Below are 24,285 nucleotides of genomic sequence, written 5' to 3' on the forward strand. Positions count from 1 at the left end.
GCGCGGAGCTGCTATCGGCTGAACGGGACCAGCGCACGCACCCTGGGGTCGCGCAGATAGAGGCCGCCCCACAGGATGATACCGAGATAGACGCCGAACAGCGTGTGCGAGAACAAGGGGTTGCCGATCCGCGCATTGGTGGCGATGGCGCCGCCCATATAGGCGGTGAGCAGGATGGCGCCGAGCACCGAGGTACGCGGCAAGGCATAAAGCGCGGTCGAGACCAGGCCAATAACACCCAGCATGCGCGCGACGTTGGCGTCGGCCGGCCAGCCCAGCGGCACCATCGTCTGGGTCACCACATCGAGCGGCGGCAGCTTGATGGCGCCGTCGAAGATCATGAACAGGACGATGAGGCCGCTGAGCACGCGGCCGGTCCACAAGGCGCCGGACGAGACGGGCGCGATTTCGGAAATGCTCATTGGTGTACCCTCCTGATGGTTCGAGCCCCTTTTTCGGGGTCGAGCCAAGGACGCGCCCCAAGGCGACGATCCTACAGGGGGGCTGGATTCTTTTGGCAAAGTGGCCCCGGAAGCCACTCCGGCACGCGGATGCCATCCATGTCTCAAGCTTACGAAAAATAGAACTTCTCGGCCGGCAGCATCTTTGGCGGCGTCTCGCCCAAGGCCTCGAACACCGAGATTTCGCAGACCCGGCAGAGACTATCGAGCGCGAGGTCGTTGGCTTCGGTGCCGAACGGATCCTCGAGTTCTTCCGAAAGCGCGTCGAGGCCGAAGAAGGTGTAGGCGATCAGCGCCGTGAACAAAGGCGTCGCCCAGCCGGTGGTCGAGATCAGGCCGATCGGCAGGAGCAGGCAAACGATGTAGGCCGTTCGGTGCACCAGCAGCGTGTAGGCGAAGGGCAAGGGCGTGCCGGCGATCCGCTCGCAGCCGGCCTGGATGGCGGTGATGGACGCCAGCCTCTCATCGAGGATGCGGAAACCGATCGTGTCGAGCTCGCCACCCTGGCGCTGCGCATTGGCGCGGCGGCCCATGCGCCTGACCATCTCGTCCGCCGGATTGGCAAAACCCGCCGCCGTCTCCGCTTCGGTGTCGATGAAGGCATGGGCGTCTTTCACACTGTCGATCCTGCGCAACTGGCCGCGCAGGAAATGACAGAAGGCCAGCGCCTCCATCAGCAGGGCGCGCTGCTCGGTCAGATCGGGAATGAGGCTGGTCGTGGCGCGGGCCAGATTGCGGATTTCGAAGACCAGCGCGCCCCACAGCTTGCGCGCCTCCCACCAGCGGTCATAGGCGGCGTTGTTGCGGAAGGACAGATAGATCGACAAGGTCACGCCGACCAGTCCGAAGGGCGTGATGTTGAAGACGCCGAGATCGAGTTGGAACCAGCGCGCCACGACAAGGATGACCGCCGAATAGATCGCGAAGCCGAAAATCTGCGGCAGGATGCGTGGCACCACCGAGCCGCGCATGATGAAGAACAGCTGCAGGAAGGTGGGGCGCGGACGAACGATCATTGGGGCCTTTCACAGGCCTGCGTCGGCCCTCAGCTCCTCTATTGTGCGATGCGCCAGATGCGCAAGCCCAGCCGACAACGACATCGCCATGTCGTCACATCGTCATGTCGCCCGCGCGGCGCACGGGCTATCGGCGGTCGCCGCTTGCGGATATGGAGGACCTGAGGGCCGTGGCCCGTCCTTGTGCAGGCGAGAAACATGACCGGTGAGACCGATCTCGGGACATTGTTGGCATCAATGAGGCTGGAACTGCTCGATGGCACCTACGTCTTCGCCACGCTGGCGCCCGATGCGCCCCAGCCAGAAGGCCTGGAGCCTGTGATGGTGTTTCGCGAGCGCGAAGGCATGACGCTGATCGTGACCGAAGACGCAGCGGAGGCTGCCGGGCTGGAAGCTGTATTCCGCTGCCGGATGATCACGCTGAACATCCACTCCTCTCTGGAGGCCGTCGGCTTCCTCGCCGCCGTCACAGCTCGCCTCGCCGCCGCCGGCATGGGCGTCAATCCGGTCTCGGGCTTTTACCATGACCATCTGTTCGTGCCGACGGAGAGGGCGGAAGAGGCGATGGAGGTATTGCGGGAGCTGACCGGGCAGTCATTCGCAACCAAGGATTTGAAGCACGAAGATGTCGAGGCAATCGCGAACGCCCGCATGTCACAGGAGAACGATCATCTGGATGCCATGCGCGATCGCGAATAGAGCAGGATGGCGCAGTCAAAGGCATTGGGTGATGCTATGCATCATAGTGGCTATGGCGGCGGCGTCCTAGCTTGTGGCTGAGCCCTGGTGTGCTCGTTCACAGGCCAGCGCTGCCCCTCATCCGCCTGCCGGCACCTTCTCCCCGTATAGTGACGGGGAGAAGGGAGCTAACGGCCGAAGGCCGAGCCCGCGACAGCGGGCCGCCGGTCGTCCGGTGCCCTCGCGGAGGGCCCGCCGCGGCAGCGGCGGTGCGGCCCGTGAGCGAAAAGTCAGGCCGCCTTCTTCTTCGGCTGGATCAGGCCGCGCTCGACCAGCAGCTCGGCTATCTGCACGGCGTTCAGCGCCGCGCCCTTGCGCAGATTGTCGGCGACGATCCACATCGACAGGCCATTGTCGATGGTCGAATCCTCGCGGATGCGCGAGATGAAGGTGGCGTCCTCGCCCGCCGATTCCAGCGGCGTGATGTAGCCGCCATCCTCGCGCTTATCGAGCACCTGGCAGCCCGGCGCCTCGCGCAGGATGTCGCGCGCCTCGTCGGCGGTGATCGGCTTCTCGAACTCGATGTTGACCGCTTCGGAATGGCCGATGAACACCGGCACGCGCACGCAGGTCGCCGTCAGCTTGATCTTGGGGTCGAGCATCTTCTTGGTCTCGGCGACCATCTTCCACTCTTCCTTGGTGAAGCCGTCGTCGAGGAAGACGTCGATATGCGGGATGACGTTGAAGGCGATGCGCTTGGTGAACTTCTTGACGTCGACCTGATCGGCGACGAAAACCGCGCGTGTCTGCGTGAACAGCTCGTCCATGCCTTCCTTGCCGGCGCCCGACACCGACTGGTAGGTGGCGACGACGACGCGCTTGATGGTGGCGACGTCGTGCAGCGGCTTCAGCGCCACGACCAGTTGCGCCGTCGAGCAGTTAGGGTTGGCGATGATGTTCTTGCGCGTGAACAGCGAGATCGCGTCCGGATTCACCTCCGGCACGATCAGCGGCACGTCCTGATCGTAGCGGAAGGCGGATGAATTATCGATGACGACGCAGCCCTGCTTGCCGATCTTCGGCGACCATTCCTTGGAGACGTTGCCGCCGGCCGACATGATGCAGATGTCGGTGTCGGAAAAATCATGCTGGTCGAGCGGCCTGACCTTCAGCGTGCGGTCGCCGAACGACACTTCCGTGCCCATGCTGCGCCGCGACGCCAGCGCCACGACCTCGCTGACCGGAAAGCCGCGCTCTTCCAGTATGTTGAGCATTTCGCGGCCCACATTGCCCGTGGCGCCGACTATCGCAACCTTGAAACTCATAAAGATCTCCTGTCCCTCTCCGCTTGGTTGTTGGAGAAAACCCGCCGGCCAATGCGGGTTCCGTCCCCCGGGCCGGACCCGGGAGAGGGTGGTTAGGCCAAGGGAATCACACCGTTTTGGTGGTGGTTTTGGTAGTTTTCTTGGCCAAGAATGGGGTTTTGCTGGAACGAGAGGACGCGGCGACGCGCCCGGCCCAATGGTTCGCATCGAGGCTGGGGGCATCGAACGCAAGAAGAGCCATCAAAAGGCCGCGCATCGAAATTGATCCCGTTCGAAGCGGGCTTTTACGCGGTTTGCGGCAGGAGTCAATTGGCGGCGCGTCGCATAGCCTGCATGGCACCCTGTACAAGAAGGGCGGCAGGAAGTACGAACGGCCAAGATTGTTTGGCTGGCGCGGCGCCAGCCCCCGGCATGTGCTCCATGATGAGCGCAGAACCCTGAATTCCGAAAGAACGAGATGTCTAACTTCGATGGTATTGTTCCCGCGCTGGCACAAGCGCTGGAAAAACGCGGTTATTCCGACCTGACCCCGGTGCAGAAGGCGGTGCTGGAGCTCGGCCAGGCCGACGCGCTGGTGTCGGCCCAGACCGGCTCGGGCAAGACCGTGGCCTTCGGCCTTGCCATGGCGCCGACGCTTCTCGACGGCGCGGAGCGCTTTGGCCCGGCCGCGGCCCCACTGGCCTTGGCGGTGGCGCCGACGCGCGAGCTGGCGCTGCAGGTGACGCGCGAGCTCGAATGGCTCTACGAGCCGACCGGCGCCACGGTTGCCTCCTGCGTCGGCGGCATGGACATGCGCACCGAACGGCGCGCGCTGGATCGCGGTGCCCATATCGTCGTCGGCACGCCCGGCCGGCTGCGCGATCACATCACCCGAAACTCGCTCGACATGTCGGCGCTGAAGGCGGTGGTGCTGGACGAGGCCGACGAGATGCTCGATCTCGGCTTTCGCGAGGATCTCGAATTCATCCTCGACGCCGCACCCGCCGAGCGCCGCACGCTGATGTTTTCGGCCACCGTGCCGCGCTCCATCGCCACGCTCGCGCAAGGCTATCAGCGCGATGCCGTGCGCATCTCGGCCGCTGGCGAGGAAAAGCAGCATCTCGACATCGAGTACCGGGCGCTGAATGTCGCCCAAGCCGACCGCGAGAACGCCATCATCAACGTGCTGCGCTTTTATGAGGCCAAGAACGCGCTGGTGTTCTGCAACACGCGCGCCGCCGTCAATCATCTGACGGCGCGCTTCAACAACCGGAATTTTTCGGTTGTGGCGCTTTCGGGCGAGCTCAGCCAGAACGAGCGCAGCCATGCGCTGCAGGCGATGCGCGACGGTCGCGCGAAAGTCTGCATCGCCACCGATGTCGCGGCGCGCGGCATCGACCTGCCCAATCTCGAACTGGTCATCCACGCCGATCTGCCGACCAATCCCGAAACGCTTTTGCACCGCAGCGGCCGCACCGGGCGCGCCGGGCGCAAGGGCGTCAGCGCGCTGATCGTGCCCAATAGCGCCCGCCGGCGCACCGAGCGGCTGCTGCAAAGCGCCAAGCTGACCGCGACATGGGCGAGCCCGCCCTCGGCCGACGACGTGCTGCGCCGTGACGACGAGCGCATTCTTGCCGACCCGGCTTTCGACGAACCGGTGAAGGACGAAGAGCGCGGCTTCATCGAGGCGCTTCTCAGCCGGCATGGCGCCGAACTGGTGGCGGCGGCCTTCGTGCGCCAGTGCCGTTCCAGCCGCTCGGCGCCCGAGGATCTCATGGATGTCGCGCCGTTCACGCCTTCGCGGGAAGGACTGGCGCGTGAAAGACCGGCGGGCGAAAAATTCACCCATCGCGACGAGGCGCCGAGCCGCCGCGACGATTTCGGCGCCAGCGTCTGGTTCTCGCTGTCGGTCGGACGCCGGCAGAATGCCGAGCCGCGCTGGCTGATCCCGATGCTGTGCCGCGCCGGCAGCATTTCCAAGCGCGAGATCGGCGCCATCAAGATGCAGCCGGAAGAGACCTTCGTGCAGATAGCGGCCGATTGGGCCGACCGGTTCGTGGCGGCAATCGGCCCCGATCGCAAATTGCAGGGCACCATCCTGGTCAAGCGGCTGGACGGCACGCCCGATTTGTCGCGCGCCGGCTACCAGCCGCCAAGTCCGGAGAAGAAGCCGCATCGCGGCAAGGCGCCGTTCGACCCGAACGCGCCGAAGCGCAAATTCGAGAAACGCGCGCCGGCGCCGGCCGACCAGCGCCCGGCAGCCGCGCATGAGGCAAAGCCGTGGGCGAAGAAGCCGGGCAAGCCGAAATTCGAAAATGCCGGCGCGCCAAAGCACAAGAAGACGAAGAAGCGCCCGTCATAAGTCTAGAGCGGTTCAGCGTTTGATGGAATCGCCGACACGCTCTAACTCTTTGTTTTCACGCAATTCCCAAGGGGAGGCGCTACGCGCTTCGCCCGGGAAAACCGTTACACACTTTTCCTGGAATTGCTCTGGAGACGGCGGGCCGCGTTCTCCCGCAGGCCGGCCTTGATGGCGGCCCAGCTTGCCGATGTCGGCGTCGGCCGGTGCTGCCTGGCAATGCGTTCCGTCAGCGATGAACGCCAGCCATGGTCCTCCGCCATTTTGCGGATCGCGGCGTACCAGCCGGCCTGGTCGTTGGGGTCGATCGCCGGCATCATCCCGCCGCTTGCCTCGATCAGCGACGGCGCCGTCGAGACGATGACCGGAATGCCGAAATCGAGGCATTCCGAGGCGCCGTAGCCCCAGCCCTCTATATGCGAGGGAAAGACACCGAAAGCGGCGCTGCGATAATATTGGATGAGCTCCTCGTCGCTGACCAGCCCGGTGAAGGTGACCGAATTGAGCAGCGCGGGATGATCCTTGAGATAGGCGCGCAGCGGCTCGATCATCCAGCCCCAGCGCCCGGCGCAGACAAGCCGCGGCAGCTTGACGCCTTCCTCCAGCGCCTGCTGCCAGATGCGGGCCAGAAGGATGTGGTTCTTGCGCACTTCGATGGTCGAACAATAGATGACGAACGGTTCGCCCGTCTCGATGCGCGAGGTCGCGCCCATGCGGGCCGCGGTCTCGTGCAGGATGGAGGGCATCGGAAACCGGTACACGACAGGCGCGGCGATGCCGGCCTTGCGCATATGGTCGGTCAGCGTCGCGCCAACCTCGTCGGAGGCGCAGAACGCCGGCGCGCCGCTGCGTACCAGCTGTTCGAGATAAGATCCGAAACGGGTTTCGCCGATGCCCGTACCGATCAGGTCGGGGCGCAATGTCGGGATGAGGTCATGGCAAAGGAAGGCAAGCGTGCCGGTGGTGCTCGACACCGCGGACCGGTCCTGCTGGGTCAGGATGTGATGGCTGATCAGCACGAGGCCTCGTTCCGCCTCGGTGCCCCGGCCCGGCGCATGGGGTTCCGCGCCCAACCGGATACGGACCCGCTGGCACAGGCGATAGGCGCGGATCAGCAGCCGCGTTGCCTGGTAGGCGACCCCTTTGCGGCCGTTCGTCACCGTCCTGGCGAGATGACGGTCCGTCTCGCGCTTGTCCCATGGCCGCTGCCTCACAGCCTCGAAAGCCTGAGACAGGGCCGCTCGTCTTCCTGGCCACCGTTTGACTTGATGGGGTGAAATCGGGCCCACCGCGACATGATCCAGTTCATAGGGGGCAAGCGGCCGGAACTTGCCCTCGCTCGACCTGAACGCCACCGCTTCCACGCAAGGATCCGGATCCGCCAGCGCCGCGTTGACGAGAAAGCTCTCCACGCGCGGAATGCCCGCCAAGCCCTTGCCGGGCGGCCATAACATCAGCCCGGTGGCGTCGATGGCCAGGGTAGGTGGACTTGCGGCCTGCTCATTCCCGTTCGTGACGCTGGCATCGGTAGGCTCTGTCATTGTCTGGTTCTGCTGAAGGCGGTTGCTGTCGATGTCTTATCCCTGATTTGCCGCCAGGACGGTAGCCATTGCGCCGGTCTTGCCCATGCACTTCGCCCTGTGCCACATCTTGGCGGGGCAAGGAGGGGGTGGCGCATGCGCGGCGAAGTTCTTCACTATGACGAGAGCCAGGGCTTCGGCTTCATCACCGGCGCCGACGGCAACCGCTACACCTTCAGGCGCGAGGATCTGCGCGGCCAAGCCATTCTCGCCAACGGCGCGGCCGTCGAATTTCTGCCGGCCCACGGCCAGGCGCGTGACGTCTTTTTGCTTGCCCTCGCCCAGACCGCGGCTCCGGCCGCCGGCGCCAAGGCCGCTCCCGCCGGCAACGAGACGGCAGGGGCCGCACCGCAGGCGCGGCATTTCGGCCGCTCCTCCGAACCTGCCGAACCCACCGACCTCTGGGGCTATTTCTGGCGCGCCGTGACCCAGAACTACTTCAATTTCGGCGGCCGCGCCCGCCGCAAGGAATATTGGAGCTATTGCCTGTTCTGGGTGGTCAGCCTGTTGATCATCGGCGGCATCGGTATCTTCACCGACGCCCAGATGGGCAATTTCGACACCGACGTCTCGGCGGCGGTGACGGTCGGCCTCTGCGGCACCTTCCTGCTGGCAACCTTCCTGCCCGGCCTCGGCATGACCGTGCGACGGCTGCACGATATCGGCCTGTCGGGCTGGCTCTGCCTGGTGATCCTGCTCCCGACCATCGGCAGCCTGGCCATACTGGTCTTCGCCCTCATCCCGACGCAGGCGCGGGAAAACCGCTGGGGACCGGTGCCGGCGGGCGTCAGGGTTTGACGAAGCGGTGGCCAGGCATCCCTGGCCATGCCGCCGGCGCATCATGGCGCCGCCTCTGTGCGAGGCGGCGCGCGCCGGATCAACCCAGGAACTTTGCGATGATGGCGTCGCCCATCGCGACGGTGCCGACCTCGGTCATCCCTTGAGAGAAGATATCCTTGGTGCGCAATCCGTCGTCGAGCACGGCGGCGATCGCCCCTTCGAGCTTGTCGGCTTCGGCGACCATGCCGAAGGAATAGCGCAGGCACATGGCGAAGGAGGCAATCATGGCGATCGGGTTGGCGATGCCCTTGCCGGCGATATCGGGCGCCGAGCCGTGCACCGGCTCGTAGAGCGCCTTGCGCTTCTTGGTCTTCACATCGGGCGCGCCGAGCGAGGCCGACGGCAGCATGCCGATCGAGCCGGTCAGCATGGCGGCGATGTCGGACAGCATGTCGCCGAACAGATTGTCGGTGACGATGACGTCGAACTGCTTTGGCCAGCGCACCAGTTGCATGCCGCCGGCGTCCGCCAGCATGTGGTCGAGCTTGACGTCGGAATAGCGCGCCTTGTGGGTTTGGGTGACGACCTCGTTCCACAGCACGCCCGACTTCATGACGTTGCGCTTTTCCATCGAGGTGACGTGGTTCTTGCGGGTCCGCGCCAGCTCGAAGGCGACGCCCGAAATGCGCTCGATCTCGAACGTGTCGTAGACCTGCGTGTCGATGCCGCGCTTCTGGCCGTTGCCGAGATCGATGATCTGCTTGGGCTCGCCGAAATAGACGCCGCCGGTCAGCTCGCGCACGATGAGGATGTCGAGGCCTTCGACCACTTCCTGCTTCAGCGAGGACGATGCGGCGAGCGCCGGATAGCAGATGGCGGGCCTGAGATTGGCGAACAGCTCCATGTCCTTGCGCAGCCGCAGCAGGCCGGCCTCGGGGCGCACCTCGTAAGGCACCGCATCCCATTTCGGCCCGCCGACGGCGCCGAACAACACCGCGTCAGCTGCAACAGCCTTTTCCATGTCGGCATCGGAAATCGCAGCACCATGCGCATCATAGGCGCAGCCGCCGACGAGGCCTTCATCGGTGGCGAAGCCGCTGCCGAGCTTTTCGTTCATGGCCGCGATCAGCTTCTTGACCTCGGCCATGGCCTCGGGGCCGATGCCGTCGCCGGGGAGCAGGAAAAGATGCTTCGTCGCCATGGTGAAAACCGTCCTGGGAGAGAATTGAACCGGCGCCTTGCTAAACGCCAAGTGGTTGCAGCGCAAGCCGTAACGGGGAGGGAGAATGCCGCGATGCGAACAAGGGCGCCGTCTGCGGTCCTTCGCGCGCCCCTCTGTCCTGCCTAAGTTACTGCCTCACCGAAGATGCCATCACCGATGCGAGAGAATGTTGACCAGCCGGCCGTAGGGATCGCGCACATAAAAGCGCCGCACGCCCCAGGGCTCGTCGGCCGGCCCGTATTCGACGGCGAAACCCGCTTGCTTCATGGCCTCGAACGCCGCATCGACATCGTCGACCTCAATCGACAGATCCGGTACCGGCGTGCCGGACCCGCCTTGCTCCATGAAGCTGACCTGCACCTGCATGGTCTCCGGGGAGCCGTAGGTCGCGATCCAGCCATGGTCCATGAGCAGGTCGAGGCCGAGCACGTCATGGTAGAAACGGCTGGCCGCCGCCGCGTCCTGCGTCTCGATATTGGCGACGATGCGCCGGACCTTCATGCTCTGGTCCTCTCAAGCCGTGCGCCGCAGCGCCGTCACCTCGATTTCGATCTTCATCTCCGGCTTGTTGAGCTGGCAGACGATCATCGTCGCCGCCGGCCTGATGTCGCCGAACGTCTCGCCCAGGATCGGGAAGACGACATCCACGAAGGCCTGGTCGGTGATGTAGTAATGCGCCCGCACCACATCGGCCATCTCGAAGCCGCCATCCCCGAGCGCCTTGCCGATCGTCGCCAGGCAATTGCGCGTCTGTGCCTCGACCGTCTCCGGCATCGTCATGGTGGCATAGTCATAGCCGGTGGTCCCGGACACGAAGCACCAGTCGCCCTGGACCACGGCGCGCGAATAGCCGGCGGTCTTTTCGAATGGTGAGCCGGTGGAGATGAGCTTGCGCATGAGGAGCCTCGGATTGTTGCTGCCATTCTGTGGGGACAAATCCCGATCCCGTCATGGGCCAAACACGGGCGGATCGGCGGTACAGACTCCGCAAAGTCGGCGGCCAGCTCCCTCATCCTCTTCCAGGGGTTCATAAATTGCATTGACTGCGATGCGTCAGCCGGGTTGGCCCTTGGCCGATTCAGCCGTTTCTCCGGTGAAGACAACCTTTGTGCCTTTGTGCACCTCAAGGGCGAGGTCTTCGGCATCCCAATTGGTCAGTCTGATGCAACCGTGCGAAAAGGTCTTCCCGATCTTGCCTGGTTCGGGCGTGCCGTGAATCCCGTAACTTTCAATGGACAGATCGATCCAGATAGATCCGACAGGATTGTTGGGCCCAGCAGCGATGGTGAAGGGCCGTTTGGTCCTAACCCCCTTGAAGGCGAAGCGGGGATCGTAGTGATAAGTGGGATTGTGGACCACGCGGGTTACTTGTGCATCGCCGCTCGGCGCCGGCTTCTCTTTGCTTCCAATCGAGGCGGGGTAGACCGAAACCACTTTGCCGGAGTCGTCGAGAACGCGAACCTGGCGCGCGGCCTTGTCGATTTCGACGCTGACAACGGTTGAGGGCGAATCGCCTCGGTCGATAGCCGGCACCAGCACCTTTGAGCCCGCCGTCCTGAAGCTGATGCCCGGGTTGAGCTTCCGCAGCAATTGTTCGCTGATGTGGAAGTGCTCCGCGATCCGTTCCAGCGAATTGCGATAGCCGAGCCCGCGCAGGCGAGCCATCCTTTCCATGCTTGCCGGAATGCGTTTGGCAAACGGTCCACGCACGTCCTTGCGCGTCAACTCGTAGTTCACAAGAACCGCGCCTGGCGAGGTTGCGACCAGCTTGTCCCAGGTCTCCCGGTTGAGCTTGCCATCGGCGGGCAGGGCGTTTGCCGCCTGAAATGCCTGCACCGCCTTGGCGAAGTTCTCCGCTTGGTGGCCGTCAATGAGGCCAGGCGAGAACCGCGCGCGATCCAAAAGGATCTGCGCCTTCAGAACGGTCGCATCAACGCCTTTCGTTGCGGCGTCGCCGAATTGAGCATCGTTGACGGCGGTGCCGTCCAGCTTTGCCGCCTCCGTGATGCCAGATGCAAAGGCGAACAAAATAAGCGCCAGAAGAATGAGCCTGCCCATCAATGTTACTCCAGGCACTGCCGCGAAGCTGTTTCTATGACGCCGCGCGGGCGATCTGGTTCCATTTGTCCCAGTGAATATTGCCGCTGACGCGCGTTGGGCAGAAAGGCGACCGGCGGCGCTCAAAGGAAGAAGGGCGTACAAAACCGCGTCCTGCGCGAAACAAAGGGCAGAGCACTGGAGTGCGCTCCCTCGTTCGCCGGAAATGCTCTGGCTAGTTTGCCGATCCCATCGCCTTGTCCAGCGCGTCCTTCACGTCTGCCGGCCATGTCGCCAGCGCCGGCCAGGCATCCGGTTCGGGCTTGTCGCCGCGGCGGGCGAAATAGAGCTGGTGCTTGGCCGGGTCGACCGCCATGAAGCCGTCATTGCCGCCGCAATCATGCGGCACGCAGCCGCTGGCGTAGAACGCGCCGGACGCGGTCTTTTCCGTGCCGCCACCGACCAGCAGGCTGGTCGCCATGTCGGGCATGTCCTTGCCGAGCAGGTTTTGCGCTTCCTTGTAGACCGCCTCATTGTGGAAGGCGTCGATGATGTTGTCGTATTTCGCCGGGTCGAGATCCTTCCAGTCGGTGCCGGGCTCCGGCATGTAGGTCAGATTGCCCGAAATGGTCAGCCCTGATGTCGGCGACCACTGTAGGGCCGGTTTGTCGTCGCCCGGTAGAAGATACGGTACGAAATAGATGGCGTCGTCTGACACCGCCGCCGGCGGCGCGCCGCACTCGTCCTGTTCGACCCTTGTGCTCTGGATGCTGCCGCCCTCAGGTTTCCAGACGATCACCTTGGCCGGACCGCACTGGTTGCCGCCGTCGCCGACATCGAACAGCGCCACCTTGACGCCGCCGACCTCCACGATTTTGTCGAAGAAGACGTCGTAGTTGCTGGCCAGCTGCTTGCCTTCATAGGCCAGCACCTTCTCGCCATCCTGCTCCGGCTGCGTAATGGTCAGCTGGCCGCCCTCGAACGGCACCGGCGCCTGCTTGTCGTCGTCGGAAGCGTCGGCGGCGTTGGTTCCCGTGTCCTGCCCGGCGGCCGGCTGTTCGGCTGGCGCCGGCTGCGTGGCCGGCGTCTGCGTCTGCGCGAGGATGCTTGAGACAGGCATGAGCAGCAAGGCCAGCCCGCAGGCGCCGGCAAGAAGCTGATCTCGCATGACTGTCCCTCCTTCAGTCGCACCAAACCGGCCTCAAAGGGCCGGACCTATCGTTCCGAACGGCGCCGCTCAGGCCCAGGGGCGCTGTTCGGCGTTGCGCTTCTCGAACGAGGCGATGGCGCCGGCCTTTTCCATGGTCAGGCCGATGTCGTCGAGGCCATTGAGCAGGCAATGGCGCTTGAAGTCGTCGAGGTCGAAGGCGACCACGCCGCCATCGGGGCCGCGGATTTCCTTGGCTTCGAGGTCCACAGACAGCGTGGCGTTGGAGCCGCGCGAGGCGTCATCCATCAGCTTCTCCAGATCCTCGGGGCTGACGGTGATCGGCAGCACGCCGTTCTTGAAGCAGTTGTTGTAGAAGATGTCGGCGAACGAGGTCGAGATGACGCAGCGAATGCCGAAGTCGAGCAGCGCCCATGGCGCGTGTTCGCGGCTCGAGCCGCAGCCGAAATTGTCGCCGGCGACCAGGATCTGCGCCTTGCGGTAGGCCGGCTTGTTGAGCACGAAATCCGGGTTTTCCGAACCGTCGTCCTTGTAGCGCATCTCGGCGAACAGGCCGGTGCCAAGCCCGGTGCGCTTGATCGTCTTGAGATAATCCTTCGGGATGATCATGTCGGTGTCGACATTGACGATCGGCATGGGAGCGGCGACGCCGGTCAGCTTGGTGAATTTTTCCATGGCTTTGGCCCGTGTTTTCGTTGCGGGGGATTTTCTGGAGCCCGGTTTACACAAAGCCGGCGGCAAATAAAAGGCAACTGTTCGTGCGCGCCCTTGACCCATCGGACAAAAGCGGAAAAAGCGGTTTGGGATCGGCCGGGACTGATGCAGTGTGGACGCCATGGCCGAACAGTCGCACATTCTCTACGCCCGCGAAGCATCGCTCGATACGCCAGAATTCCGCCGCGTGCTGGTGGAATCCGGTCTCGGCGAAGTCCGGCCCGTCGATGACGAGGCAAGGCTGAAGGCCATGCTGGACGGCGCCAATCTGATCGTGACCGCCCGTCTCGACATGGAAGGCAAGCCGCTGATCGGCGTTGCCCGCTGCCTGACCGACTTTTCCTGGGTCTGCTATATGAGCGATCTCGCCGTCTCGGCCAAGGCGCAGGGGCTGGGCATCGGCAAGGGGCTGATGGACGAAGTGGCCCGGCAGCTCGGACCGTCGGTCGCCATCAGCCTGATTTCGATGCCCGACGCCGTCGGCTTCTACCAACGCATCGGCATGAAGCGCATGCCCGACGCCTTCTGGATCTCCCGCAAGCGCTGATTTTTTCGCTCCTGCGATCTATCCGGTCGTCAACGGCGTGCGATCTTGCCGCTTGACATGCAACCAAACGGTTGCATATTAGAGCTATGAGCATGGATGCAGTCTTTCGCGCCCTGGCGGACCCGACACGCCGGCAATTGCTGGACAGTCTCCATGCCAGGAATGGGCAGACGCTGAATGCGCTGTGCGCCGAGATGGCCATGACCCGGCAGGCGGTGACCAAGCACCTGGCGATCCTGGAGGAAGCAAACCTCGTCGCCACCATCCGCCGGGGGCGAGAGAAGGAGCACTATCTCAACCCGGTTCCGATCAACGAGATCGCCGAACGCTGGATTGGCAAATTCGAGCGGGGGCGGCTGACCGCCCTCAGCGACCTGAAGAAACGCCTCGAAAGGGAAGACCGATGAGCAACAGCTTCGTTTATGTGACCTATATTCGCACCACGGCCGAAAAGCTCTGGGAAGCGTTGACCGACCCGGAGTTCAACCGGCAGTTTTTCCTCTGCTCCTATCAGGAGAGCGAATGGAAGGTGGGCTCTAGCTGGAAGCTGATCTTCCCCGACGGCCGTGTCGCCGACAGCGGCGAGATCCTCGAGATCGATCCGCCGCGGCGCCTGGTCATCAAATGGCGCAATGAATGGATGCCCGAGATCAGGGAAGACGGCTACACGCGCTGCACCTTCACCATCGAGCCGGACGGCGAGCTGATGAAGCTCCCCACAGGCTGATCGGCAACGTCGCCAAGGGATGGCCGCTGGTGCTGGCCAGCCTGAAGAGCCTGCTCGAGACCGGCAAGGGGTTCGAGCGACCGCCATCAAAGAGCTGAAGGCTTGTTTCGTCAACGAAACAAATCGATGTGGAGGCATCCATGATCCATGCTCTCAGGGTACGGAGCATGACCAATGGCGACACCGTCATGGCATCGACCGAGATCGAGGCGCCTCCGGAACGCATCTTCGAGGCACTGGTTGGCAAGGAAGTCGAGCAATGGTGGGGGTCGGCCGACACCGGCCGCATGGTCGACTGGTCGGCCGACCTGCGCGTCGGCGGCCATTGGACCGCTATTGTCCGAACTGCCGACGGCACGGACCTGCCGGCCAGTGGCGAATTCCTCGAGATCGAGGTGCCGCGCCGGATCGTCCAGACGCGGGCCTATACATGGGACCATCCCACGCTTGGCCGGCGGCAAACCACGGTAGCCTGGCTGCTGCAGCCGATTGCTAGGGGCACGCGCCTCACCATCTGCCATGGCGGTTTTGCCGGGCTGCACGGGGCGGCGGCGGAACATGCAGAGAGCTGGGCGCGGGTGCTGGCCTGGCTGCAGGCGCATGTCGAGGCGGAAGACTGGCCGCGGCGTGAGCAGGGGGTCGTTGCTTTGCGCAGCCTCTGTCCGCCTTGACCCACACCTCATTCGGCCCACATCCCATGCATGGGAAAACAGGCATGTTTCATGGGCACGGCCGGCTGGGGTATTCCGACACGATACAGGCAGGATTTTCCAGAACCCGGATCGCATCTCGAACGCTACTCCAGGCACTTCCCGATCGTCGAGATCGACACCTCCTTCTACAAGCCGCATCGCCGCGAGACCTATGAGCGTTGGGCACGCTCCGTGCCGGAGCATTTCCGCTTCGCGGTCAAGATGCCGAAGGCCATCACCCATGAGCGCCGTCTCGCCGGCTGCGACGACCTCCTCGACAGTTTCCTCCAAGAGGTCGAAGGTCTCGGTGCAAAGCTGAGCGTGCTTCTGGTGCAACTGCCGCCGAGCCTCTCCTTCGAGCCGGATGTCGCGAGCGGCTTCTTCGACATGGCGGGCAAGCGAACCCAAACCCGGCTGACCTGCGAACCGCGCCATCCCAGCTGGTTCGAAGCCGAGGCGGAAGCGCTTCTGGCCGATCGCCGGGTCGCGCGCGTCGCCGCCGACCCCGCTCTGGTGCCGGCCGCCGCGTCGCCGGGCGGCTGGCCCTGCCTTGCCTATTTCCGCTGGCATGGCGCGCCGCGCGTTTATTACTCCGACTACGACGCCGAAAGCCTCGCCCGATTCAGCGGGCAGATGGCGGCGGCGGCGGCTTCCGGCGCCGAGGTCTGGGGGATTTTCGACAACACGGCCGGGGGCCATGCGTTGGGCAATGCGCTCAAGGTGGAGGCGATGATACCCCAGGCACTTCTTCCTTCTCCCACAAGGGGAGAAGGAAGAAGCGCGTTTCAAATCACGTTCAATTCCCGGAACGCCCGCCCTTCGGCCACCCGTTCATAGCCAAACGCCGAGCAGTCGATCGTCCGGTAGCCGCCATGCACGATGAGTTCCGCCAGCGCCTTGCCGACCGCCGGCGCCTGCTGCAGGCCGTGGCCGGAGAAGCCGTTGGCGAACAGGAAATTCGTCACCGCCGGATGCGGGCCGATCACCGCGTTCTGGTCGAGCGTGTTGTAGTCATAATGCCCGGCCCAGGCGCGCGTCGGCTTGATGGCTTCGAAAGCCGGGATGCGGGTCGCCAGCACCGGCCAGATCACCTCTTCGAACAGCGGCCAGTCGACCTCGAAATCTCCGGGATCGGCCGGGCCGTCGCCCTCTTCCGGCTCGGCGCCGCCGGTGAGATAGACCGAGCCTTCCGGCCTGACATAGATGCCCGAGGGATCGACCAGCAGCGGCATGTCGGCATATTTCTCGCGCGCCTCGAAGACGAAGACGTTGCGCTTGCGCGGCTCGACCGGCAGCGCCAGCCCGGCAAGGGCGGCGACCTTGCCGGCGTTCGGGCCGGCGGCGTTGACGACAATACCGGCTTCCAGCGTCTCGCCGTTGTCGAGGCTGACACCGGTGACGCGGCCGCCCTGCCGCTCGATGCCGGTGACCGAAGCGCTGATGAAATCGACTTTCTTCTGCCGCAGCGCCTTGCGGAACAGCATCAGCATCGCATGGGCGTCGAACCAGCCTTCGCCGGTGCGGCCATAGGCGCCGGCGATGATGCCTTCGGCCGACAGCCAGGGGAAGCGGCGCGTCAGTTGTTCGGCGTCCTCGAGCAGTATGTCGGCGCCCTCGGCGACCTGCGCCTCGTGGTTGGCCCTGAGGATTGGCAGCCCGGCCTCGCCGGCAAGGATGAGATAGCCGCCTTCGCGAAAACCGATATCGGCGTCCGCGCCGAATTCCTCCTTCAGCCGCCGGAACAGTTTCAGCGTGAACTGCGACAGGCGGATGTTTTCCGGAATCGAGAATTGCTGGCGGATCGAGGCCATGGAGAGCGTCGTCGCCGCGTGGGCGAATTGCGGATCGCGTTCGATCAAGGCGATCGAGCCGGAAAACCCTTCCTCGCGCAGATAATATGCGATCGAGGACCCGACGATGGCCCCGCCGATGATGACGATGTCGTAGCGCACTTTTTCTCCGATCCGCCGTCCACACTCTACGCGACCGGCAAAGTGATCTCGAAGCGCGTGCCGCGCGCGCTGTCAACCAGCCGGATGGTACCATCATGCGCTTTCAGGAGGGCCAGCACGATGCCGAGGCCCATGCCGGTGCCGCCGGACTCTCGCCGCGTGGTGAAGAACGGCTCGAAGATGCGCGCCCGGTTGCTTGGCGAAATGCCGGCGCCGTCATCGCTGACCAGCACGGTTGCCTTGCCGCCAGCGCTCGCGGCAGCGATCGAAACCAGCGTTGCGCCATGCCTGGCCGAGTTGTCGATGAGGTTGGCAAGCACGATTGCCGCGTTCTCGGCCGAGATGCGCAGGGCCAGGTCGCCGCCGGCCTCGACTTCAACCATCAGCCTGGTCTCGGCGGGAAGCAACGCCAGCGCCGCGCCGACCGAGGTGCTTTCGCCGCTCGGCGCGAGGTTTTCCGCCCGCGCCAGATCGAGCAGCCGCCGGACCAAAAGGTTGAGCCGTCCGGCATCGGTGACGATATTGTTGGAGAAGCGCCGCCGCTCGGCATCGTCCATCGCCGAGCCGGAATCGCGCAGCAGTTCGGCGGCCCCCTGGATCGCCGTCAGCGGCGATTTCAGCTCATGCGAGACATGGGTGGCGAAGGTCTGGATGCTATCCGAGCGCGCCTGCAGTTTCTCGGCCATGTCGAGAAAGGCGGCGGACAATTCGGCCATTTCGCGCGTGCCATGATGATCGAGCGGCCGGATCGCGTCGCGCTCGCCGGCGGCGATGCGCTGGGTGCGGTCGATCAGCGCATAGATCGGCCGGCTGACGGTGCGCAGGAAGACGAGGCCGATGAGCAGCGTGCCGCCGAGGATGGCGATCGCCGCCGCCGTCACCTTGCCGCGTTCGCCATAGAGATGTTTTATGATGTTGTTGGGCGTCCGCGAGACATAGACCACGCCGGCGACCTGGCCATCCACCGCCACCGGCAAAGCGACGAAGACGCGCACCTTGGTGCCGCGGCTGACCGAATAGAGCGGCGGGGCCGGCTGGTTGGGGATGCGCAGCCGGAGTGCGCTGGCATAGCGCCCGGCAAGGGCTGCACGCACCTCCTCGACCCCGGCAAGCGACTGCCCGAGCTCGTCGCGCCCGGCAATGACGACGCCTGTGGGATCGAGCAGCCGGAAGCCGGCGAGCGTGGTCTTCTGCGTCGCGTCGAGAATGCCGGACAGGCGCGCCCCGATTACAGCGAAAGCGGGCTCGGCCACGGCGGGCGTCCCCGCCGGCCGGGTCGCAAGTACGTAGTCCGAGGCGAGATCGAGCTCCGGCTCGACGGGCCGATAGGGTGCATCGGGATTGGCGCCGCGGCTCGCGCCGTCATTGGCCGACGGCATCGGCGCGCCGAGCTTGTCGCCGGGAATGCCGGCGTCGCGCACCTCTTGCGCATAGATGGCGGCAATGGCGGCACCTTGCGCGATCAGCTCCGCCTCGGTCTGGCGGATCAGCTGGTTCTCGTAGAGGCGGAAGAAGAACAGGCCGACCAGCGGCAGCGCCATCACCAGGATCAGGATGGCGACGACGACCGTGGCCAGGCGCGGCCGCCATTTGCGGCCGATCCATTTGCTTGACGTCGTCAGCCGCATCGGCCGAGCCGGAAGCCGACGCCATGCACCGTTTCGATGGCATCCAGGCATCCGACCGCCGCCAGCTTTGCGCGGAGGTTGCGGATGTGGCTGTCGACGGTGCGGTCGGCGACATGGATTTTTCCCGCATAGGCACTGGCCATTACCGCGTCGCGGTCGAGGACATGGGTTGGCCGCGCCAGAAACCCTTTCAGGATCGAGAACTCGATGCCGGTCAAGGTAAGCGGCTTGCCGTCGAAGGCGGCGGCGTGGCTGGCGGGCGCAAGGATGAGCTTGCCATGCGAGAACTGCCTGTCGTCGGCCGGTTCGGGCGCCACTGGGCGGGCGCGGCGCAGGATGACGTTGACGCGGGCGACCAGCTCGCGCGGGCTGAACGGCTTGGTGACATAATCGTCGCCACCCATTTCCAGCCCGAGGATGCGGTCGATCTCTTCATCGCGCGCGGATAGGAACAGCACCGGCACGTCGGATTGCTGCCGCAGCCTCCGGCAGACCTCCAGCCCGTCCATCTCCGGCATGCCGATGTCGAGCACGACAAGGTCGGGCGTGCGCCGTTCGACCGCCCGCAGGGCGGTGGCGCCATCGTATACGGCAGATGTCTTCATGCCGGCCTTTTCCAGCGCGAAGCAGATCACCTCGCGGATATGCGGGTCGTCGTCGGCGACGAGGATATGATGCGGCATGGCTCAGCGATCCGGCTCTGCGACGCTAGGCAACACGAGCGGCCGCCTGCTGTCGAGATAGCGAAGCAGGCGCCAGTCGCGAAAGCTCCAGCTCCGCCAGTTTTCCTGCAGGTGGCGATACCAGCCTTCATCGACACCGCGCAACCTTGCGAATTCGGCGGCGGCACCGGCATCCGCCGTGCTGCCCTGATGGTCGAGGAAGCGGTCGAGCGCCGGAAAGGCCTCCGGCCCGAGCGAGCGCAGGTACCAGGCGTCGAGCGGGATGCCTTGGCCGGTCATTTCGAGGGAATGGTCGACATTGTAGCTGGCGATCGTGGCTGCGAAGTTGATGTAACAGCAGGCATAAAGCGCCAGGGATAACGTCAGAAGATTGGCGGAGAACAGCCATTCATTGGATTTTCCTAGCGCGATGCGGGCAATGATCAGGGCAAGGCCCGCCGCCACCAGCCCCATCCAGACGAAAGCGGCGATGCGCCAGTAGGTCAGCGCATAGATGCCGACATAGAGGTCGAGGCGCAGGATCGACGAGACGACCAGCATGATGTTCTGCGCTACCCAGGTATAGACAAGCCGGCGAATGAGCGGATCGGCCGATGTCTCGCTGCCGGGCCTCAGCGCCGCCAGCACAAAGCCGGCGGCAAGCAGCGCGGTGACGATCAAGGGGTAGGCGCCGCGATGCGCGTAAGCGGCGTAGCTCAAGCCGTCGGGAAGCGCTGCCCCGCCCCACAGATAGGTGGCGTCGAGCCCGCTCTGCAGCGCGAACAGGATGTTGAAGACGATCAGCGCGCGCAGGATGGCAGCCTTGCCGAACACGATGTCAACGACGTGCCTTTGCGGATTGATCGCCGGTTGAGCAGCGGCAAGAGGATTGTTTGGCCGGGAGACGCGCTTCGAAAAACGTGGCAGGCGCGGCCGCAAAAAGACCCAGACGCCGGCGAGCGCGAACAGCCAGAAGGCAATCCGCGCCAGTTGGATCAGATCGAGCAGCTTCATCAGATCGATCAGCGACAGCCAGTATTCGATGACCGGATTGGCGGCACCGAACAAAGCGACGAAGATCGCGCCGAGCGTCAGCGGCATCACCCAGACCGCGATCGCCGCCAACCTTATGCGGCGCCCGCCGAACCGCCGCGCCGCCTTTCGCCACTGCAAGAAATCGCCGAGGAACCGGACCGGAGCCGCCAGCCAAAACAGCACGATCTGGCCGGCAATGCGCGCCATGCAGTGCCGCAGCTGGCCGCTCAGGGAAAGCGCGAACGCCGCCAGGGCGGCAAGCGCGACCGAGACGGACAAGGGGCTGACGGTTTCGGCCAGCGGCAGCAGCGCGACAAGCAAGGCCGCGGGCTTGAGCCATACCTTGCCGTCGCTGAAGGCGGCGGGATGCACGGCAACCACCGCCGCGGCAATCAGGATGGCGAACAGGAGAACCGTAATGCCGGCTGGCTGGCCGTAGAACAGGAAATCGGCGATCGCCACCAGCAGCAGGGCAACGCCGAAGCGGTTGCAATAGCTCGGCGCGGCGGTGAGCGACAATATCATGACCTGATCTTCCCCATGGCTTCCACCCGGACCATCGGTGGGCGTCCGCGAACGAAAGGCGTGAGCGTCGCCGTCGGTGGATCGGCCAGCCACCAGCCTTCGCTGCGCAGCCGATAAGGCAGGGACCAACGGGGTTTTGCTCGCTTTTGCATGCCGCCTGTCTCGCAGGCGCGATGGGAGACGGTGCGGCGGATTGGAGGAGGATTTCCGCAGGCGCGTGCAGTTTTCGTGCAGAGGCGATGCCAGCTTCTTTCTCCCCGTTTACGGGGAGATATTCCCGGCAGGGCAATGAGGGGCGGCGCCAGCATTCGCGATTGGCCGATCTCATAGGCTGTCCCGCGCTTGCCTCGACCAACCACACGCGGCATAGATCGGGTATGGAAACCTACCGTCCGCGCCGCTCCGTGCTCTATGTCCCGGCCTCCAATGACAAGGCGCTGGCCAAGATCGCGCAGCTTGCCTGCGACGCCGTCATCATTGATCTGGAGGACGCCGTCGCCCCCGCCGACAAGATCGGCGCGCGCGAAAAACTGGCCGGTATTTTCGCCAATCGCCCTGATGCCGGCCCCAATGGCTGGCGCTGCGAGATGGTGGTGCGCGTCAATGCGCTGTCCAGCGAATGGGGCGCCGACGACCTTGCGGCCGTGGCCAAGGTGGAACCGGACGGCATCCTGCTGCCCAAGGTCGACACGCCGCGCGACGTGCTCGAGGTTGGCGATGTGCTGGACGACAATTTTGCTCCCGGCAGCGTCAAACTATGGGCGATGATCGAAACGCCCAAGGCCATGCTCAACATCGGCGCTATCGCCGAACTCGGCCGCGACCCGGCCTCGCGGCTGGATTGTTTCATTGCCGGAACGAATGACCTGATCAAGGACACTGGCGTCCTGGCTACACCCGACCGGGCCTATCTCCTGCCATGGCTGATGCAGATGCTGCTAGCGGCGCGCGCCGGCGGCCTCGACATGCTCGATGGGGTGTTCAAGGATTTTCGCGACCCGGACGCGTTCGCCCGCGAATGCACGCAGGCCGCGGCCATGGGCTTCGACGGCAAGACGCTGATCCATCCCTCGCAGATCGAGGCCGCCAACCTCGCCTTCGCGCCGTCGGCGCCGGCGCTGGCGGAGGCGCGCGCGGTCAAGGATGCCTTCGCTGAGGCGCAAAACAGCGGCAAGGGCGTCATCGCGCTGAATGGCAGGATGATCGAGCGGCTGCACCTGGCGCAGGCCGAAAAACTGCTGGCGAAAGCCGCCGCCATCGGCGCATGATATTCGCCGACCATGGATACGACAGGACTTGGACGATGAAACTCTACCGCTTTCTCACCGCGCCGGACGACGCCAGTTTCTGCCACAAGGTGACGGCGGCACTGAACAAGGGCTGGCACCTGTTCGGCTCGCCGACCTATGCCTATGACAAGAAAGTCAAGACCATGCGCTGCGGCCAGGCCGTGGTGAAGGATGTCGATGGCCAGGAATACGGGCCGGATACCAAGCTCAGCGACTGGTAGGGGACAGCGCCGAGGCCCTTCTCTCTTCCATGCCGTAACAGGTCGAGGAATGGCCCGGATCAGGATAGGGCTGAGCGCGGCGCTGGACCGAAATTCTTGCGGCGCAAGTCGCGGCATGGATCCCTGGGTCTTCACTCCGCTTCGCGGAGCTACGCCCAAGGATGACGAGCGTGACGGCTTGGCCGGCGACTCAGCCGTAGATCTGCTTGTGGATCTGGTAGAGCATTTCCGAGCGGTCGGCGCGCATGTCGGCCAGGTCGCGGCTGGAGAAGCTGTCGATTTCGGCGACGAGGCGATTGTAGTGCTTGCGCTTGGCAATGCTGGAGCGAGCGCGGGTCATGAGATCGTTGAAGATCATAGCAAGGTTCCTTCTGTGCCGCATTTGGCGGCCGGTTTCTTCCTCCCTTGATCGATATGGATCATGACATAGTAATGGTGCGTTGCAAAAAGAAGATGTTGCAATGCACCATTGCACTGCGCGCATAGCCGGTTAATGGCATCCTAAAGAACATTCCCTCCGTTTTGTCTTACAATTGCCGATGCCCCGTCTTGCCAGATCGATCGCGGGCTGGCTTGATCCGGCGTCACGTGATGCCTGGAGGAAATGCATGGCGGCCGCAGACTATTATGAAATTCTCGATCCGCGCTTCGCGCGCCTGTTCAACGGCAATGCGCAGGTGGAGAAACTGTTCACTGGATGCCGCTGGGCGGAAGGGCCGGCCTGGTTCGCCGCCGGCCGCTACGTCGTGTGGTCGGACATACCGAACAACCGGATGCTGCGCTATGACGAGACCGACGGCAGCGTCAGCGTCTTCCGCCAGCCGTCGGGCAATTCCAACGGCAACACAGTCGACCGGCAGGGCCGGCTGGTCACCTGCGAGCATTCGGGCCGCCGCGTCAGCCGCACCGAGCACGATGGCTCGGTCACCACCATCGCCGCCAAATGGAAGGGCAAGCCGCTGAACTCACCCAACGACGCGGTGGTGAAGTCCGACGGCTCGATCTGGTTCACCGACCCGACCTATGGCATCGACACCGACTATGAGGGCGACAAGGCCGAGAGCGAGATCGGTGCCTGCCACGTCTACCGGGTTGATCCCGACACGGGCGAGGTCGAAGCCGTCATCACCGACATGGTCAGGCCGAATGGTCTCGCCTTCTCGCTCGACGAAAGCCTGCTTTATGTCGTCGACACCGGGCGCACGCATGGCGCTGAGAATCCGGCGCATATGCGGGTGTTCAATGTAGGCAAGCACGGCAAGAAGGTTTCGGGCGGCAAGGTGTTCGCCGACTGCACATCAGGCCTGTTCGACGGCTTCCGGCTCGACGCGGACGGACGCATCTGGACGAGCGCGGCCGACGGCATCCATTGCTACGACCCGGACGGCACGCTGATCGGCAAGGTCAAGGTGCCGGAGGTGACCGCCAATTGCGTGTTCGGCGGCGCCAAGCTGAACTGCCTCTACATCGCCGGCACCACCTCGCTGTACAGCGTCCGGCTGATGGTGAACGGGGCCAAGACCTATTGAATGAGACTGTTTGGAAATTCTACTCTGGCGGCCATCTGAAGGCGTTTTCTGCGCTTCCGGTGCTCACGGACCCAAATGTCCGCTGCGCTCCGGTTCTCGAAACCACCATCATATGACTCGCCAGAGCGAATTTCGAAACAGTCTCAGAGGCGATAGTAT

24 protein-coding genes and 2 pseudogenes are annotated in these 24,285 nt (G+C 64.3%); 11 read left to right on the forward strand and 15 right to left on the reverse strand.

Annotated features, from left to right (window positions below):
- Nucleotides 1-11: 11 nt before the first annotated feature.
- Both LB564_RS09535 and LB564_RS09540 read right to left on the reverse strand, forming a co-directional pair.
- Nucleotides 12-422: a DoxX family protein gene (locus LB564_RS09535; RefSeq protein ID WP_140703808.1), complete on the reverse strand. Its 411-nt coding sequence runs from the start codon at nt 420-422 to the stop codon at nt 12-14.
- A gap of 149 nt (nt 423-571) precedes the next feature.
- Nucleotides 572-1,477: a bestrophin family protein gene (locus tag LB564_RS09540; RefSeq protein WP_224537036.1), complete on the reverse strand. Its 906-nt coding sequence runs from the start codon at nt 1,475-1,477 to the stop codon at nt 572-574.
- Between the two features lie 198 nt (nt 1,478-1,675).
- Here LB564_RS09540 and LB564_RS09545 point away from each other — a divergent pair.
- Nucleotides 1,676-2,074, forward strand: a pseudogene (locus LB564_RS09545) (ACT domain-containing protein); the annotation flags it as partial.
- A 371-nt stretch (nt 2,075-2,445) separates the two neighbouring features.
- Here the strand turns inward: LB564_RS09545 and LB564_RS09550 are convergent.
- On the reverse strand, nt 2,446-3,480 hold the full coding sequence (locus tag LB564_RS09550) for an aspartate-semialdehyde dehydrogenase (RefSeq protein WP_140703814.1): 1,035 nt from the start codon (nt 3,478-3,480) through the stop codon (nt 2,446-2,448).
- 457 nt (nt 3,481-3,937) lie between these two features.
- Between LB564_RS09550 and LB564_RS09555 the strand changes: the two genes are divergently transcribed.
- Complete coding sequence (locus LB564_RS09555) at nt 3,938-5,821, forward strand: DEAD/DEAH box helicase (protein ID WP_224537038.1); 1,884 nt, start codon at nt 3,938-3,940, stop codon at nt 5,819-5,821.
- Nucleotides 5,822-5,925: 104 nt separating this feature from the next.
- Here the strand turns inward: LB564_RS09555 and LB564_RS09560 are convergent, their stop codons facing one another.
- Entirely contained in the window at nt 5,926-7,359 is a 1,434-nt protein-coding gene (locus LB564_RS09560; RefSeq protein WP_224537040.1) for a glycosyltransferase, read from the reverse strand.
- Nucleotides 7,360-7,494: 135 nt separating this feature from the next.
- Between LB564_RS09560 and LB564_RS09565 the strand changes: the two genes are divergently transcribed.
- Nucleotides 7,495-8,196: a DUF805 domain-containing protein gene (locus tag LB564_RS09565; protein WP_224537043.1), complete on the forward strand. Its 702-nt coding sequence runs from the start codon at nt 7,495-7,497 to the stop codon at nt 8,194-8,196.
- A 79-nt stretch (nt 8,197-8,275) separates the two neighbouring features.
- On the opposite strand, the gene leuB is transcribed toward LB564_RS09565, so the two are convergent.
- The 6 genes from leuB to leuD all read right to left on the reverse strand — a co-directional run bounded on the left by leuB (nt 8,276) and on the right by leuD (nt 13,280).
- A complete protein-coding gene (leuB, locus tag LB564_RS09570; RefSeq protein WP_224537045.1) occupies nt 8,276-9,379 on the reverse strand; it encodes a 3-isopropylmalate dehydrogenase in 1,104 nt (367 codons plus the stop codon).
- Nucleotides 9,380-9,550: 171 nt separating this feature from the next.
- Complete coding sequence (locus LB564_RS09575) at nt 9,551-9,901, reverse strand: VOC family protein (protein ID WP_224537047.1); 351 nt, start codon at nt 9,899-9,901, stop codon at nt 9,551-9,553.
- 12 nt (nt 9,902-9,913) lie between these two features.
- The gene (locus tag LB564_RS09580; RefSeq protein ID WP_127276581.1) at nt 9,914-10,297 is read right to left on the reverse strand and encodes a RidA family protein; all 384 of its coding nucleotides are present in this window, start codon (nt 10,295-10,297) and stop codon (nt 9,914-9,916) included.
- A 156-nt stretch (nt 10,298-10,453) separates the two neighbouring features.
- Nucleotides 10,454-11,458 carry a L,D-transpeptidase gene (locus LB564_RS09585; RefSeq protein ID WP_224537049.1) on the reverse strand — a complete coding sequence of 335 codons (1,005 nt, stop codon included), beginning with the start codon at nt 11,456-11,458 and terminating at the stop codon, nt 10,454-10,456.
- A 214-nt stretch (nt 11,459-11,672) separates the two neighbouring features.
- On the reverse strand, nt 11,673-12,605 hold the full coding sequence (locus LB564_RS09590) for a hypothetical protein (RefSeq protein ID WP_224537051.1): 933 nt from the start codon (nt 12,603-12,605) through the stop codon (nt 11,673-11,675).
- Nucleotides 12,606-12,674: 69 nt separating this feature from the next.
- Entirely contained in the window at nt 12,675-13,280 is a 606-nt protein-coding gene (gene leuD, locus LB564_RS09595; RefSeq protein ID WP_224537053.1) for a 3-isopropylmalate dehydratase small subunit, read from the reverse strand.
- A gap of 160 nt (nt 13,281-13,440) precedes the next feature.
- Between leuD and LB564_RS09600 the strand changes: the two genes are divergently transcribed.
- From LB564_RS09600 to LB564_RS09620, 5 genes and pseudogenes are all read left to right on the forward strand, one after another.
- Nucleotides 13,441-13,866, forward strand: a complete 426-nt coding sequence (locus LB564_RS09600) for a GNAT family N-acetyltransferase (protein ID WP_224537055.1) — start codon at nt 13,441-13,443, stop codon at nt 13,864-13,866.
- Between the two features lie 86 nt (nt 13,867-13,952).
- Nucleotides 13,953-14,273, forward strand: a complete 321-nt coding sequence (locus LB564_RS09605) for an ArsR/SmtB family transcription factor (RefSeq protein WP_224537058.1) — start codon at nt 13,953-13,955, stop codon at nt 14,271-14,273.
- Nucleotides 14,270-14,691 (forward strand): annotated as a pseudogene (locus LB564_RS09610) (SRPBCC family protein). Before LB564_RS09605 ends, LB564_RS09610 begins: the two are co-directional and overlap by 4 nt.
- Before the next feature lie 42 nt (nt 14,692-14,733).
- Complete coding sequence (locus LB564_RS09615; RefSeq protein ID WP_224537060.1) at nt 14,734-15,264, forward strand: SRPBCC domain-containing protein; 531 nt, start codon at nt 14,734-14,736, stop codon at nt 15,262-15,264.
- A 30-nt stretch (nt 15,265-15,294) separates the two neighbouring features.
- The gene (locus tag LB564_RS09620; RefSeq protein WP_224537062.1) at nt 15,295-16,122 is read left to right on the forward strand and encodes a DUF72 domain-containing protein; all 828 of its coding nucleotides are present in this window, start codon (nt 15,295-15,297) and stop codon (nt 16,120-16,122) included.
- Here LB564_RS09620 and LB564_RS09625 read toward each other — a convergent pair.
- The 4 genes from LB564_RS09625 to LB564_RS09640 are packed head-to-tail and all read right to left on the reverse strand — an operon-like array spanning nt 16,071 to nt 21,087.
- Nucleotides 16,071-17,237, reverse strand: coding sequence for an NAD(P)/FAD-dependent oxidoreductase (locus LB564_RS09625; protein WP_224537065.1), 1,167 nt, complete (start codon nt 17,235-17,237; stop codon nt 16,071-16,073). The genes LB564_RS09620 and LB564_RS09625 overlap by 52 nt on opposite strands.
- Before the next feature lie 26 nt (nt 17,238-17,263).
- Nucleotides 17,264-18,865 (reverse strand): ATP-binding protein, encoded by a 1,602-nt coding sequence (locus LB564_RS09630; protein ID WP_224537067.1) that lies wholly within the window; start codon nt 18,863-18,865, stop codon nt 17,264-17,266.
- A complete protein-coding gene (locus LB564_RS09635) occupies nt 18,856-19,548 on the reverse strand; it encodes a response regulator transcription factor (protein ID WP_224537069.1) in 693 nt (230 codons plus the stop codon). The genes LB564_RS09630 and LB564_RS09635 overlap by 10 nt, the downstream gene beginning before the upstream one ends.
- Before the next feature lie 3 nt (nt 19,549-19,551).
- Nucleotides 19,552-21,087 carry a DUF4173 domain-containing protein gene (locus LB564_RS09640; protein WP_224537072.1) on the reverse strand — a complete coding sequence of 512 codons (1,536 nt, stop codon included), beginning with the start codon at nt 21,085-21,087 and terminating at the stop codon, nt 19,552-19,554.
- Between the two features lie 377 nt (nt 21,088-21,464).
- Between LB564_RS09640 and LB564_RS09645 the strand changes: the two genes are divergently transcribed.
- Nucleotides 21,465-22,355, forward strand: a complete 891-nt coding sequence (locus LB564_RS09645; protein WP_224537074.1) for an HpcH/HpaI aldolase/citrate lyase family protein — start codon at nt 21,465-21,467, stop codon at nt 22,353-22,355.
- Between the two features lie 35 nt (nt 22,356-22,390).
- Nucleotides 22,391-22,597 carry a DUF1737 domain-containing protein gene (locus LB564_RS09650; protein WP_224537076.1) on the forward strand — a complete coding sequence of 69 codons (207 nt, stop codon included), beginning with the start codon at nt 22,391-22,393 and terminating at the stop codon, nt 22,595-22,597.
- A 190-nt stretch (nt 22,598-22,787) separates the two neighbouring features.
- On the opposite strand, the gene LB564_RS09655 is transcribed toward LB564_RS09650, so the two are convergent.
- Entirely contained in the window at nt 22,788-22,955 is a 168-nt protein-coding gene (locus tag LB564_RS09655) for a hypothetical protein (protein ID WP_023774506.1), read from the reverse strand.
- Between the two features lie 250 nt (nt 22,956-23,205).
- Between LB564_RS09655 and LB564_RS09660 the strand changes: the two genes are divergently transcribed.
- On the forward strand, nt 23,206-24,126 hold the full coding sequence (locus tag LB564_RS09660) for an SMP-30/gluconolactonase/LRE family protein (RefSeq protein WP_140703855.1): 921 nt from the start codon (nt 23,206-23,208) through the stop codon (nt 24,124-24,126).
- The last annotated feature ends 159 nt before the right edge of the window (nt 24,127-24,285 follow it).

Origin of the sequence: Mesorhizobium sp. ES1-6, from assembly GCF_020164775.1 — a bacterium.
Taxonomy (GTDB): domain Bacteria; phylum Pseudomonadota; class Alphaproteobacteria; order Rhizobiales; family Rhizobiaceae; genus Mesorhizobium.